This window comes from Streptomyces kryoterrae (assembly GCF_054072135.1).
Window position 1 is genome coordinate 7375862 of record NZ_CM133358.1, and the last position, 14052, is coordinate 7389913.

Here is a 14052-nt window from a genome sequence, read left to right on the forward strand (position 1 = left end):
AACGGCGCAGCGGACGACCGACAACCCATGGCTCAGTGGATCTCGTCCACCAGCACATCAAGCTCCCAAGCCGCCCCAGGCCTCCTCGGCGCCTCGACCTCCACCACGTACCCGAGATCCCGCAACGCCTCCACCAGCTCCCCCGGCCCGGAGGGCGCCGCCCCCGCGCTCACCAGACTCCGCACGATCCGCCCCTTCGTCGCCTTGTTGAAGTGGCTGACCACCTTCCGGGTCGGCGCATGCAACACCCGCACGGTCGCCGTCCGCCCGGCAACCTCCCCCTTCGGCTTCCAGGCGGAGGCATACGCGGAGGACCGCAGATCGAGAACGAGCCCGTCACCGGCCACCTCGGGAAGGACGGCGGCCATGGGAGCACGCCAGTGCGCGCCCAGCGCACCGAGCCCGGGCAGCTTCACGCCCATCGAGCAACGGTACGAGGGGATACGGTCCGTGACCCGTACGGCGCCCCAGAGCCCCGAGAAGACCAGCAGTGAACGCGCGGCCCGCTTCTTCGCCGCCGCGTCGAGCGAGGCGAGGTCGAGGGCGTCGTACAGGACCCCCGTGTAGATCTGCCCGGCAGGCCGCGCTCCGGCGGTGAGCAGGCCGACGTTCTTGGCGACCTCACCCCGCAGACCCTCACTCAGCCCCAGCACCTCGCGCGCCTTGTCCTCGTCCCCGACGCACAGCTCGACGAGCTCCCCGAGCACGGCCTCACGGGCGCCCGTGAGCCCCGGCAGGGACAGCGACTCCAGCTTCAACGGGGCGCCACGACCCGAAGCGGCCTTGCCTTCGGAGGGGGGCAGCAGGACAAGCACGGTGAGCACTCCAAACAGGTACGCGGGTACACGGGGTCGACCCGCGTCAGATTACGTGGTCGGGCAGGTCGTCCGGATTGTGTCTACGCTCGTTCCATGCCCCGCCGCCACATACGCGTGACCGGCGCCCCCGAAGCCCCTCTCCGGGCCGCCCTCACCGCGCTGCGCACCGAACTGGGCGTCCCCGACAGCTTCCCGCCCGCGGTACTGGCGGAGGCGGACCGGGCGGCGAAGAACCCTGAAAAGCGCCCGGAGACGGACGCCACGGACATCCCGTTCCTCACCATCGACCCGCCCACGTCGACGGACCTGGACCAGGCGATGCACCTGTCCCGCCGCCCCGGCGGCGGCTTCCGCGTCCGGTACGCCATCGCGGACGTGGCGGCATTCGTCGTACCGGGCGGGGCGTTGGACGCGGAGACACACCGCCGGGTCACCACCCTCTACTTCCCGGACGAGAAGACCCCGCTGCACCCGCCGGTACTCAGCGAGAACGCCGCGAGCCTCCTCCCCGACCGGACCCGCCCGGCCGCCCTCTGGACGATCGACCTGGACGCGGACGGCCGTACGGTCGCCGTGGACGTCCACCGGGCCCTGGTCCGCAGCCGGTCGAAACTCGACTACGAGGGCGTGCAACGACAACTCGACGCAGGGACGGCGGAAGAGCCCCTGGCCCTGCTCAAGGACATAGGCGAGGCGAGGGAACGCCTGGAAGCCGACCGCGGCGGAATCTCCCTGAACGTCCCGGAGCAGGAGATAGTCGAGGACGAGTTCGAGGACGGGGGCGGGAGCGCTCGCACGTACTCACTCACCTACCGCGCACCACTGCCCGCAGAGGGCTGGAACGCCCAGATCTCGTTGCTCACGGGTATGGCGGCCGCGGAGCTGATGCTGACGCACGGCACGGGAGTGCTCCGTACCCTCCCCGCCGCCCCGGACGGCGCAGTCGGCCGCCTGCGCCGCACCGCGCAAGCCCTGCACATCGACTGGCCGCACCACGTCTCGTACGCGGCCCTGATCCGCTCCCTGGACCCACACCGCCCCCACCACGCGGCCTTCCTCCAGGAGTGCACGACACTGCTACGAGGCGCCGGCTACACGATCTTCCGCGACGGCAACCTCCCCCCGCTCACCACCCACGCCGCCGTAGCCGCCCCCTACGCCCACTGCACGGCCCCGCTACGCCGCCTGGTCGACCGGTACGCCTCGGAGATCTGCCTGGCCGCCGTCGCCGAACAGCCCCCGCCCGACTGGGTGTTGGCGGCACTGGACGCGCTCCCCAAGGAGATGGCCGAGGGCGGCAGACGCGCGGGGGCAGTGGAGCGAGGCTGCGTGGACATCGTCGAGGCCGCACTGCTCAAGGACCGGGTGGGAGAGGTCTTCGAGGGGTGCGTGGTGGACGTGGAGGAACACGAACCGACGGTCGGGACGGTGCAGTTGGACTCTCCGGCGGTGGTCGCGCGAATCGAGGCCGACGGGGCCCCGCTGCCACTGGGGGAGCGGCTGCGGGTACGGCTCGTGCGGGCCGAGCTGGGGGTGGCGGGGGTGCGGTTCGCTCCCGCGTGAGCCGGACGTCAGGCGTGACTGTGTGCCACGATCGAGGGAACGGATCCCGATCTCATGGACAGGTGATCAGCCGATGTCCCAGTGTGGCGAGCAACCGAAGGAGGCGCGTGACATGACTGCCGTGGCTCATGAGCCCACCACTGTGGCTGAGGGCCTGCTGGAGATCTTCCTGGCCCTCGACACCCCGGAGGGCTTCCGGGCAGAACTGATCGAGGGGGAGATCGTCGTGACGCCGCCGCCGGACGGGGACCACGAGGACTACATCGAGCTGGTCCTGGATCAGGTGTACGGAAATTCCCGGACCAGGATGCAGTTCTCCGGCACCAAGGGCTTGCAGGTGCCGAGTGGAGGAGACAGTCCGAGAAACCACGTCATTCCGGACGGTACCTTTGCTCCCAAGGAGCTACGGCTCTACCGGGGCAAGGGCTCCTGGATGCCCTGCGACGGCGTGGCCATGGTGCTCGAAGTGACCTCGTCGAAACCCCAGACCGACCGCGAGGCCAAACGCCGCTGCTACGCCCGCGGCGGCATCCCCCTCTACCTGCTCATCGACCGTGAGGCCTCCTCGATCACGCTGTTCAGCGACCCGGAGAAGGGCGACTACCGCCAGCACTGCACCCTCCCGCTCGGCAAACCGCTCGTCCTCCCGGAACCCTTCGCCTTCGACCTGGACACGACAGAGTTCCTCTGACGTCCGCGAAGTACCGTAGGACGGTGAACGCAGGTGGGGGCACACGGGAACAGGCGCTGTGGACCAGAGCGAGACTCGGTCGCTGCGGCCCCGCTCTGGACCTGCTCACCGCCCGCTTCGACCGGCACGTCTACGCCCCGCACGCCCACGACGAGTTCACGGTCGGGCTCTGCGTCGGCGGCTCCGAGGTCATCGACTACCGGGGTGGCCGCCTCCGCCCCAGGCCCGGTTCCATCGTCGTACTGGACCCCGGCGAGATGCACACCGGCGGCCCGGACACGGCCGACGGCTACGCCTACCGAGCCCTGTACGCCGACACCTCCCTCCTCACGGACGGCACCACCGGCGACTTCCCGTACTTCCGCGAGCCTCTCCTCGACGACCCCGAACTGGCCGCCGCCTTCCGCTCCGCACACACCGACCTGAGCACCTGCCCGGACCCCCTGGAGGCCGAGTCCCGCCTCCCCTGGCTGCTCACGGCACTGACCCGCCGCCACTCCACGGCCCGCCCGGTAGACGATCGGATCCCCGGCGCCGACCGGATAGCCCACGCCGTACGAACCCGCCTGGCCGACGAACTGACCACCCCACCCTCTCTCGCCGACCTCGCCACCGACCTGGGCCTGTCCCGCTACCAACTCCTCCGCGCCTTCCGTACGACGGTCGGGATACCCCCGTACGCCTGGCTGGCCCAGCACCGGGTGATCCGGGCCCGGGCCCTGCTGGAGACCGGACTGCGCCCCGCCGAAGTCGCGTCGCTCGTAGGCTTCGCCGACCAGGCGCACCTGACCCGCTGGTTCCGGCGGGTACTGGGGGTGACCCCGGCGGCGTACCGCAACAGCGTTCAAGACGGCGGCCGGGGAGGCAGCCGACACTTGCCCGTATGACTGCACGCGGCTGGTTGTTGTTCTCCCTGATGGGAGTGGTCTGGGGCATCCCGTATCTGCTGATCAAGGTGGCGGTGGAGGCGGACCTGTCACCGTCGACGGTGGTGTTCACGCGATGCCTGCTGGGCGCGGCACTCCTCCTCCCCTTCGCGATCCGCCAGGGGGGTCTCGTCCGAACGATACGAATGCACTGGCGCCCGATGCTGGCCTTCGCGGTCATCGAGATCATCGGCCCGTGGTGGACCCTGACGGACGCGGAACGCCACCTCTCCAGCTCCACGGCGGGCCTCCTGATCGCGGGGGTGCCGATAGCCGGGATCGCGCTGGCCCGTTTCTTCGGCAGTACGGAGAGGCTGGGGGTCCGGCGGCTCACGGGCCTGACCCTGGGCCTGGCGGGCGTCGCGGTCCTGACCGTCCCGCACCTGACGGGCGGCGACGCCCGCTCACTCGCGGAGGTCCTGCTGACGGTGATCGGCTATGCCACGGCCCCGCTCGTGGTGGCGCGCCATCTGAAGGACGTCCCGTCGCTCCACCTCACGGCACCGTGCCTGGCGCTGGCGGCGCTCGTGTACGCCCCGGCGGCTGTGATCACCCGTCCGGCGACACTTCCGTCCACGCACGTGTTGCTGGCCCTGGCTGTCCTGGGCGTGGTCTGCACGGCCCTCGCCTTCGTGGCGTTCCTGGAGCTGATCAAGGAGGTCGGCCCGACCCGGGCCACGGTCTTCACGTACGTCAATCCGGCGGTCGCGGTGGCGGCGGGCGCCGTGTTCCTGGACGAACCGCTGACGGCCGGCATCCTCGCCGCGTTCGCGCTGATCCTGGCGGGGTCTGTCCTGGCGACGGCCACTGGACCGCGTCGGGGCGGACGCCCGGTAGCATGGTCGACACGGCAGACGAGCCGGGCGGACGGCCGCGTGGACTCCCCCTCGGGGGCGCTCCCCGAGGAACGTCCGGGCTCCACAGGGCAGGGTGATGGCTAACGGCCACCCGGGGTGACCCGCGGGACAGTGCCACAGAAAACAGACCGCCGGGGCTGTGCTCTTGAAAGAGGGCGCTCCCCGGTAAGGGTGAAACGGTGGTGTAAGAGACCACCAGTGCCCAGGGCGACCTGGGCAGCTAGGTAAACCCCACCCGGAGCAAGGTCAAAAGGAGCCGCCGTAAAAAGCGCGCTCTGCGAGGACGTTCGAGGGCTGCCCGCCCGAGTCCTCGGGTAGACCGCACGAGGCCGGCGGCAACGCCGGCCCTAGATGGATGGCCGTCTCCCCGGCCGCCGCGAGGCAGCCGGGCGACAGAACCCGGCGTACAGCCCGACTCGTCTGTCATCAAGGTCCTCTGACCAGCGAACATGCTGGTCAGGGGCCCTTTTTCGCAGGTCGAGAGGCTTCGCCAGACCCCGGTCCGTACCGGTTCAAACCGGTACACGCGGCTGTGAACGTAGCCACCAAGGTAGCCATGAAGGTAGCCACGCACGCGGCCCTGCGGGCACTCGTGCTGGTCAATGGGCTGCGGTGATTCTCCGCGCATTACAGCCCGGCTTACCCGAACGCAAGGCACCTCGGGCTGCACGTGGCAGCAGTTGCCCAGTGTGTCGTTCGGGCCGTCCGGCGCGACGGCCCACCGACGCTTCGCCGAGTGGACGAAGGCCAGGGTGTGGGCCAAGCTCCACCGCCTGGTGCTCGATGAACTCGGGTCCCGTGGCGAGCTGGACTGGTCGCGGTGCGCGATCGACTCGGTGAACATGAGGGCGATGAAAAGGGGGATCTGACAGGTCCGAATCCTGTGGATCGCGGCAAGTGCGGGTCGAAGATCCACTTGATCACCGAGCGCACCGGTCTGCCACTGTCAGTCGGTATCTCGGGTGCGAACCTGCACGACAGTCAGGGCCTGGAGCCGCTCGTGCGGGGTATCCCGCCGATCCGCTCGCGACGCGGGCCGCGCCGCCGTAAGCCCGGCAAGCTGCACGGCGACAAGGGCTACGACTATCGCCACCTGCGGCAATGGCTCCGCGGGCGGGGCATCACGCACCGTCTGGCCCGACGCGGCATCGAGTCCTCCACGCACCTGGGCCGTCATCGCTGGGTCGTACGAAATGCGGGGCAGCTGGATCTGCCCGATTACCTCGCTGACTGACCGGCCGCCTTGTGCGACGCTGGCCGGTCACCCCCAGGGTAGGCACCACAGACCAGGAAACACTGAGACCCCGGGCGGCCTGCACGACAGTATCCTCGGCATGGCGTATTCCGGATCCGGGGCAGAAACGCAAACGGCACCCGCGATGCGGTATTGCCGGGAACAGTCAACAGCGGGACCGCCCGGTGAATTGCTTTGTAGGGTCTCCATAGTGACGCCCACTCATCTCTTCGTTCGGCCTGCAGTATCGCGACAACCCGGGGGGCTGGCGCGGCTGGCAGGTTGACGATCACCTCGACGTCGAGACCGTCGGAGAACAAGTCGTCAGGCTGGGGGTGGCGATCGCCAGCGCCCGGGCGAGGCGGAACGCTCTCGCGCCCGAACGGGTCGAGGCGCTGGACGGGCTCGGGATGCGGTGGTCACAGTCCGCCTACGACGTCAAGCAACGCCTCTACGTCAGGGGCGTTCGTTGGAAGATCGCAATGTCTTGGCCGAAAGTACAGACGAGGACGCCGGCCTCCGAAACAGCGACTGCCGAAACAGCACCTGGGAGACGAAGCTCTTGCCGGACAAGGCCGTCCTCCAAATTCCACACTCGCACCGAGCCGCTGCCGGAGCCGGTGACGGCGATGGGGCGTCCGTCCAGGACGCTGCAGGCCACCGCGCGCACCGTGCCGGTGTGGCCGGTGACGGGCTGGCCGGCGGCCTCCCCGGTGGCCAGATCCCACACCCGCACCGAGGCGTCGTTGGAGCCGGTGACGGCGATGGGGTGTCCGTCCAGGGCGCTGCAGGCCACCGCGTTGACATGGCTGGTGTGGCCGGTGAGGGGCTGGCCGACGGGCTCACCGGTGGCCAGATCCCACACCCGCACCGAGTGGTCGCTGGAGCCGGTGACGGCGATGGGGTGTCCGTCCAGGGCGCTGCAGGCCACCGCGTTGACATGGCTGGTGTGGCCGGTGCCGGGATGGCCGACGGGCTCACCGGTAGCCAGATCCCACACCCGCACCGTCTTGTCCGTGGAGGCGGTGACGGCGATGGGACGTCCGTCCAGGACACCGCAGGCCACCGCGAGCACCGGGCCGCTGTGGCCGGTGAGAGGCCGCCCGAGGAGCTCCCCGGTGGCCAGATCGCACACCCGCACCGAGGCGTCACGGAAGGAACCGGAGTCGGCGACGGCGACGGGGCGTCCGTCCAGGACAGTGCAGGCCACCGCCTTCACAAGATTGGTGTGGTTGGTGCGGGGCTGGCCGACGGGCTCCCCGGTGGCCAGATCCCACACCTGCAGCGAGCCGCCGTCGGAGCCGGTGATGGCGACGGGGTATCCGTCCAGGGCGCTGCAGGCCACCGCGTTGACCCGGTTGGTGTGGCCGGTGCGGGGCTGGCCGACGAACTCCCCGGTGGTCAGGTTCCACACCCGCACCGAGCCGTCGACGGAGCCGGTGACGGCGATGGGGCGTCCGTCCAGGACGCTGCAGGCCACCGCGTACACCGTGGCGGTGTGGCCGGTGAAGGGCTGGCCGACGGGCTCACCGGTGGCCAGATCCCACACCCGCACCGAGTCGTCGCCAGAGCCGATGACGGCGATGGGGCGTCCGTCCAGAACGCTGCAGGCCACCGCGTACACCGAGCTGGTGTGGCCGGTGAGGGGCTGGCCGACGGGCTCGCCGGTGGCCAGATCCCACACCCGCACCGAGTCGTCGTCGGAGCCGGTGACGGCGATGGGGCGTCCGTCCAGGACAGTGCAGGCCACCGCGTTGACCCGGTTGGTGTGGCCGGTGAGGGGCTGGCCGACGGGCTCCCCAGTGGCCAGATCCCACACCCCCACCGAGCCGCCGCCGAGGATGTGGCCAGAGCCGGTGACGGCGATGGGGCGTCCGTCCAGGACAGTGCAGGCCACCGCGTTGACCCAGTTGGTGCGGCCGGTGAGGGGCTGGCCGACGGGCTCCCCAGTGGCCAGATCCCACACCCGCACCGAGTGGTCGGCGGAGCCGGTGACGGCGATGGGGCGTCCGTCCAGGGCGCTGCAGGCCACCGCGTTGACCTGGCTGGTGTGGCCGGTGAGGGGCTGGCCGACGGGTTCACCGGTGGCCAGATCCCACACCTGCACCAAGCCGTCGCGGAAGGCGTCGCCGAAGTCGTTACCGGAGCCGGTGACGGCGATGGGGCGTCCGTCCAGGACAGTGCAGGCCACCGCGTTGACATTGCCGGTGTGGCCGGTGAGGGGCTGGCCGACGGGCTCCCCGGTGGCCAGATCCCACACGCCCACCGAGGCGCCGCCGGAGGCGGCGAGGGCGATGGGGCGTCCGTCCAGGACAGTGCAGGCGACCGCCCTCACAATAGCGGTGTGGTCGGCCATGAGCATGTTGCTGAGGGCTGGGGAGACGGTGGTCCCGGTGGCGTACAGCGGCTTCCACGTCCCGTTGGGGGCGTGGTGGTTGAGCGCGTCGCGAAGGGTTGGGACGTTGTAGCGCGCGGCGTCGAGGGCGAGGATCTGGCGGCGGGTGGCGGGGTCGGCGTGGCGGTGGGTGCCGATGGAGCTGCGGTAGACCGCTGCCGCGAGACGGGCGGGGGGCGAACCAGCAGTGTGCAGGTGGGGGGTGAGGCTTTCCGGGACGGCGTGGACGAGGTATTCGGGGTCGTCGAGGACTTCGTCGAGGAGGCCTGCGTCATTGGCGTGGGTGGCGAGGTGGCGCAGGGCGTAGGGGTGGGCGCGGTTCCAGGCGCGGGTCCCGTCGGGGTGGAGCGGGACGTGGTCGGTGAGGGTGCGGACGAACGCGGCATGGACAGCGGCTGGGTCGGTGTCGCGCTGGAGGTGTTCGGCCATGGCCAGGTGATACAGGCGGTAGGCGGAGCGGCCTGCTTCGGTGGCTTCGACGACGTAGCTGCCGGCGGTGTGGCGTAGCCACAGCAGGTCCTCGTCGGTGTATGCGCGGCCGGAGATGCGGGTGGCGAGGGGGGCCCAGAGGTCTTCCCAGGGCAGGCCCTGGCCTTGGGCGTAGGCCAGGGGGCGGAGCAGGTCGCGCGCCCGGGTCGCGTCGTGGGGGCCCAGACGGTCGAGGTGGTTGGCCATGGCGGTGTCGGCGGTGCGGGGGAGGCCGGCGCGCCATTGGGGGTCGTGCGGGTCGGGGAGGTGAGGGGTGGTGGCGAGGTGTTCGGCGGCGAAGCGGGCGACGAGGAAGGAGGGGAAGGCGGCGTCGGCGACGGCGCGGGCGACCTCGGGGATCAGGTGCTGGGCATGGGGGTAAGGGCTGTCGGGGTGTCCGTGGACGAGGCCTTGGACGGTGTAGGCGCCGATGGCGTCGCGGTCGGCGTAGCGGGGGGTGTCCAGGTCGATGACGGGGATGTCGGGAAGGCGCTCCAGGAGGTAGGGGCGGGTTCCCAGGAGAAGACGCAGGCGGCCGTTGCTGTGGGCGATGAGCGGGGCCAGGACGCGGCTGCACAGGGTGTCGGGGGTGGTGGCTTCGTCGAGAGCGTCGATGAGCACGGTGAACGGAGCCGCGCCAGCAGGGCGCTCGGAGAGCGCTTCCAGGAGCTGGCCGGGGGTGGTGGCGGTGATGCGGGCAGCCGCAGCGATGCCCTGCAGGACGTCGTCGTCGGTCAGGGCCTGGGCGTACAGGGCGATATCGACGACCCCGGCGCCGGGGATGGCATTCGCGGGCAGGTCAAGGCTGCTGACGGGGACGGTACGGCGCCGGTCGGGGTGGCTGAGGGCGGCGATGAGGCCGAGAACGGCGGTCTTGCCTGATCCGGGCCCGGCAGCCACTATGCGGGCGGGCTGCGCGGGATCGGGAGTGTGGAGCCAGGTGGTGAGGTCGGTCAGGGCGCGGCGGCGGCCGCTGAACCACCAGCCGCGCTGCTGTCCGAAGGAGGCCATGGCGTGCACGAGCAGGCGGCTGTGGAGTTCGGTGTCGCGCCGGGCGTCGTGTTCCTGCCACTGTGCGGCCTGCTGGATGGCCAGGTCCACCGCGTTGGGCGGGGTGCGGTGACGGGGATTGGGGAAGAACGGCGGGATAGTGCCGTCCAGGCGGGCCAGCGCGGCTTCGCAACGCTGGGTGGCCGGGCGGGCCGGGTTGCTGTTGATGTGCGCGAGCAGCGCGTCGAGGTCGAGGTACGCGGGCCGTTCTCCGGCCGTCGACAGCGATTCCACGGCGGCGGTCAGCAGGTCGGGGAAAGCGTCGGCGGTGGCCGTCTGGGCGGGTTGGGCGGCGGCGATGACCGCGATGCCGGACGGGTCGCCGTCCAGTGACCGGTACAGGCTCTCCCCTCCCGCCGCCAGGGCGTCCTGGCCGCCTTGGCCGGCGTGGCAGGTGTCGAGGATCAGCAGCAGCTGTGTGATCTTCGTGTCGTCCAGCAGGACCGAGGCGATCTGGCCGGTGGGCAGGCCCTGTTTGGGTTTGTCGAGGTCGGCGTCGGCGGGGAAGAACATGTGGCGCCGCGGAGCGGACCCCAGCAGTTGGCCGTGCCCGGCCAGGTAGACCGTGACGATGTCGTCCGGACGCCGGTCCGGATCATCGGCGAACTGCCCCAAGTGATCCAGCAGCGCCTCCTTGCTCGGGTTCATGCCGAGGTCGTCGATGTGGGTGTAGCCAAGTTGCCGGGTGAACAAGTCGATGATCTTGCGGCGCGCGCCGGTCAGGGCGGGCCGGTTGCCGTGCGGGGAGCGGGGCATCGAGGAGACCGCGGTGGCGATCAGGAACCGGCGCGGCCCGTCCCCGGGCACCGGGAGCGTCACCGCAGGCCCTGCGCGATCGCCGCACCGGTGGCCTGCTTGCCCAGGTAGAACGTCGCGTCGTGGGCGTGCGACCCGTTGGGCACCAGATGGCAGTCCACGCCCGGCCCGAATATCGGCCGTAGGTCCTTCACCAGCGCCACCACGTCCCGCCGGTCGGCGACGTTCGTCCACCGCATCTGGCCGTTTCCGGGCCAGCGGCCCACACCGGTCTGCGGGGCCGGATCCAGCCGGTCGAAGATGAGACGGGGGATCCCCAGCGGCGACCCCAGGGTCACCAGCGCACGTACCCGGTGACTGTCCAACGCGCATAACGCCTCGTAGGCCACCACCGACCCGAGCGAATGGCCCACCACCACGACGGTGTCCGGCCCGATCGCCTCCGTCACCCGTCCCCGGGCGGCCGCCCTCAGCACCGGGTCGGACAGGTAACGGCGCACCTGCCGCAGATCAGCCACCAGCATCCGCTCCGCGACCCGGGCAAAAAACCGCGACTGCGACAACGCCCGCAACCCCGCCTGCACCGACCCCGGAACCCCGCCCAACGTGTCGGCCGCATCCGGCCCCACCACCTGTGGCTCCTCCGCCGCCGCAGCCCACCACAGCGCCAGCAACTCCTGCTCCAAGCCAGACTCCACATCGGCCGCCGTCAGGTACGCCTCCCCGCCCGACAACTGCTGTCCGGGCGGCAGGAACAGGTCACCGTAGAACGCCACCGTCATGTCCCCGTCGGCCAGCATCCCTGGCGCCCCGGCCGCCGTCAGCCCGTCTTGCACGGCCGGCCCCCAGTCCTTGGCCAACTGGCGCCCGCCGGACTGTTGCTGCCCGATCCCGTGCACACCGACGACCCGCGCCATTACGCCCCCTCAGCCCGCTGATCTCCACACTCTAGAAGTCCGGGCGCCCTGGTGGCGGCTTGTACGAAAACCCATCGGGTGTAGCTCTCCTGCAGCGAGATCGTTCGGGACCCGTCCCGGTAGCCGTACTCGTCTCGGATGTTCCACGCCTGTGCCAACTCGTTAGCGGCGTCGAAGCTCGGTTGGCTCATACATGAGCTGATACACGTTGACGGGGGGCACCATGCGGGTTCGGTGGCGTCCCGCCAGGTGGTGTAGCGGATCAGGGTGCCGGAATCCGCAGGTCATCGCCGCAACGATGCGGCTCGGGGCCGCGCATGGCACTGACGGCAGGTCAGATGCTGCCCGACCCGGGCGCTGTGTCCCATGAGGTGGCCGACGCGCGGTTTACCGGAACGCATCGAGCAAGGTCGCTTACACCACGAAGCGGGACACGACCTCCGCGCGCCACACGCGTTGGTCCTCGGCCCCGATTCACCCGGCCGCCCTCAACACCATTGACGGCGGCAGGCCCCGAGTTGTGGGCGGGGCCGGTCCGTGGCCGCGGCGTCAGGACCGGCGATACGCCTGATCGCACCGTCACGAGCGGCAGGGTTCGCGCAGTTCCTTCAAAGCCGCCTCGTCGCGTGCTCGCGGAGTTCACCGGGGCTGCGGTACATGTTTCTCGGGGCGGCACGAGGGCAGCCGGCATGGCAGTACGCGACCCGGTACGCGTGATCTGAACGACCGATGGATCAGATGACCGCCGTCCACTTCTGGTTCTGGGCGCCTGTGCAGGTCCAGAGCCGGAGCGGTGTGCGGTTGCTCCCGCGCGGGTCCGTGGCCTCCACACATTTGTGAGCCTGAAGGTTGACCAGGTCGTGGGCGGGGTTGAGCCGGAACCTCTGGGAGCCACTGCCGTTGCAGTCGGCCAATTGGATGGCCGCGCCGTTCTCTGTCGAACCACCCGCGACGTCCAGGCACTTGCCCGAGATCCGGATAGTCCTGTCCTCCGACACGATCTGCCACCACTGTCTGTCGCTGCTCGAGCAGTCCCTGATCTGCAGCGGCGTGTCCCCGAGGGGGCCGCCGTCAATGCACCTGTCGGAGGCGTGACTTTGTATTGCCACGCCTGAAGCAGGCTTGGCGGGGGAAGGGCCCGTTGTCGAAGGCCTCGCTGTCGAAGCACCCGCCGTCGAACCGCCCTCGTCGGAGACCGAGCCCGCTACGAGGTAGGGGATACACGCGAGCAGGGCCATCGCCAGGCCGGAGCCGGCCAGCATCCAGCGGAGCCGGCGGGTACGGGTATCCGGACCTCCGGTCTCCTCTCCTGAGGCGTCCCGGTCAACCAACACCACCGGACCGGCGGGCAGTTGAGCCGGAACGGCCGGGACCGAGGCGGGCACGGGGGCGGGCTCGGCCGGGACCGAGGCGGGTACCGGGGTGGGTTCGGCCGGCACCGGCGGAGCGAGGAGCCCGGCGTCGGCCTGCAAAACCCGCCGGTACGTCGCCTGAAGCGCCGGCCCGGGATCGACGCCCAGCTCGCCCCGGAGCAGCGTCTGCACCTCGCGGTAGGTGGCGAGGGCCGCCGCCTGCCGCCCCGAGCGGTACAGGGCGAGCATCAGCATCTCCCGGAACCGCTCGTCCAGCGGATGCTCGGCGACCAGACGGGTCAGCTCCGAGGCCGCCTGCTCATGGCCCCCCAGTTCGAGTTCGACCGCCCGCCGGGCCGCCTCCGCCGACAGACGCAATTCGTCCAGCCGCTGCCGCTGGCTGTCTGCGTACTCGCCTCGGACACCGGCCAACGCCGTTCCCCGCCACAGACCGAGCGCATCACCCAGGCACTTCGCCGCGCCTTGGGCGTCTCCCGCACCTCGCAACCGCTCGGCCTGTGCGAACAGTTCCCGGAAGACGCTCAGGTCCAGCTCGCCCGGCGAGGTGAGTTGATAGCCGTCCCCCACGGCACGGATCACGGACGACGCGGTGTCCCCGGCGGGCTCCAATACCTTACGAAGCCGATGAACGTAGGTACGCAGAATGCCACGTGCGGAGGCCGGTGCTTCGGTCCCCCACACCGCGTCGACGAGCCTGCCCACCGACACCTGCGAGCCTTCGGCCAGCAACAGCACGGCCAGCACCGCCCGCTGCTGGGGTGGGCCGAGCGCGATCTCGTCCCGGCCCCGCCACGCCCTGACCGGTCCCAGCAGCGAGAACCGTAATCGCTCTTTCAACCAGCGCCCTCCTTCAGGGATGCACGTCCGAAGCCGGCAGGCGAGGCCAGGCTTCCGGGGCAACCGCGCGGATCACGCCCGAAGTCTAACCTTGGCCCTGTCTGGGATCTTGGTGTTCGGATACCGGCGATCATGGTGGTGCGCCAGTCTCACGGGTACGTGGTGCC

7 protein-coding genes, 1 other RNA gene and 2 pseudogenes are annotated in these 14052 nt (G+C 70.5%); 6 read left to right on the forward strand and 4 right to left on the reverse strand.

What is annotated here, in order from left to right:
- Nucleotides 1–32: 32 nt before the first annotated feature.
- The gene (gene yaaA, locus ACW4TU_RS32765; protein ID WP_457430444.1) at nucleotides 33–815 is read right to left on the reverse strand and encodes a peroxide stress protein YaaA; all 783 of its coding nucleotides are present in this window, start codon (nucleotides 813–815) and stop codon (nucleotides 33–35) included.
- A 96-nt stretch (nucleotides 816–911) separates the two neighbouring features.
- Here yaaA and ACW4TU_RS32770 point away from each other — a divergent pair, with 96 nt between their 5' ends.
- The 6 genes and pseudogenes from ACW4TU_RS32770 to ACW4TU_RS32795 form a co-directional block, all read left to right on the forward strand.
- Entirely contained in the window at nucleotides 912–2381 is a 1470-nt protein-coding gene (locus ACW4TU_RS32770) for an RNB domain-containing ribonuclease (protein WP_457419091.1), read from the forward strand.
- 112 nt (nucleotides 2382–2493) lie between these two features.
- On the forward strand, nucleotides 2494–3072 hold the full coding sequence (locus tag ACW4TU_RS32775) for a Uma2 family endonuclease (RefSeq protein WP_457419093.1): 579 nt from the start codon (nucleotides 2494–2496) through the stop codon (nucleotides 3070–3072).
- 23 nt (nucleotides 3073–3095) lie between these two features.
- A complete protein-coding gene (locus ACW4TU_RS32780; RefSeq protein ID WP_457419095.1) occupies nucleotides 3096–3959 on the forward strand; it encodes an AraC family transcriptional regulator in 864 nt (287 codons plus the stop codon).
- Nucleotides 3960–3988: 29 nt separating this feature from the next.
- Nucleotides 3989–4738, forward strand: a pseudogene (locus tag ACW4TU_RS32785) (DMT family transporter); the annotation flags it as partial.
- Nucleotides 4739–4853: 115 nt separating this feature from the next.
- Nucleotides 4854–5278: RNase P RNA component class A (gene rnpB / locus ACW4TU_RS32790), an RNA gene on the forward strand.
- A 233-nt stretch (nucleotides 5279–5511) separates the two neighbouring features.
- Nucleotides 5512–6044, forward strand: a pseudogene (locus tag ACW4TU_RS32795) (IS5 family transposase); the annotation flags it as partial.
- Between the two features lie 496 nt (nucleotides 6045–6540).
- Here the strand turns inward: ACW4TU_RS32795 and ACW4TU_RS32800 are convergent.
- The 3 genes from ACW4TU_RS32800 to ACW4TU_RS32810 form a co-directional block, all read right to left on the reverse strand.
- Nucleotides 6541–10821: a caspase family protein gene (locus ACW4TU_RS32800; protein WP_457419097.1), complete on the reverse strand. Its 4281-nt coding sequence runs from the start codon at nucleotides 10819–10821 to the stop codon at nucleotides 6541–6543.
- Nucleotides 10818–11675 carry an alpha/beta fold hydrolase gene (locus ACW4TU_RS32805; RefSeq protein WP_457419099.1) on the reverse strand — a complete coding sequence of 286 codons (858 nt, stop codon included), beginning with the start codon at nucleotides 11673–11675 and terminating at the stop codon, nucleotides 10818–10820. Before ACW4TU_RS32805 ends, ACW4TU_RS32800 begins: the two co-directional genes overlap by 4 nt.
- Before the next feature lie 734 nt (nucleotides 11676–12409).
- Nucleotides 12410–13885, reverse strand: a complete 1476-nt coding sequence (locus ACW4TU_RS32810) for a BTAD domain-containing putative transcriptional regulator (RefSeq protein WP_457419101.1) — start codon at nucleotides 13883–13885, stop codon at nucleotides 12410–12412.
- Nucleotides 13886–14052 lie beyond the last annotated feature (167 nt).

What these genes read in the sequence shown, in the direction of transcription:
- ACW4TU_RS32770 (WP_457419091.1), top strand. Translation starts at nt 912, where the DNA reads ATGCCCCGCCGCCACATACGCGTGACCGGCGCCCCCGAAGCCCCTCTC.
- ACW4TU_RS32775 (WP_457419093.1), top strand. Translation starts at nt 2,494, where the DNA reads ATGACTGCCGTGGCTCATGAGCCCACCACTGTGGCTGAGGGCCTGCTG.
- ACW4TU_RS32805 (WP_457419099.1), bottom strand. Translation starts at nt 11,675, where the DNA reads ATGGCGCGGGTCGTCGGTGTGCACGGGATCGGGCAGCAACAGTCCGGC.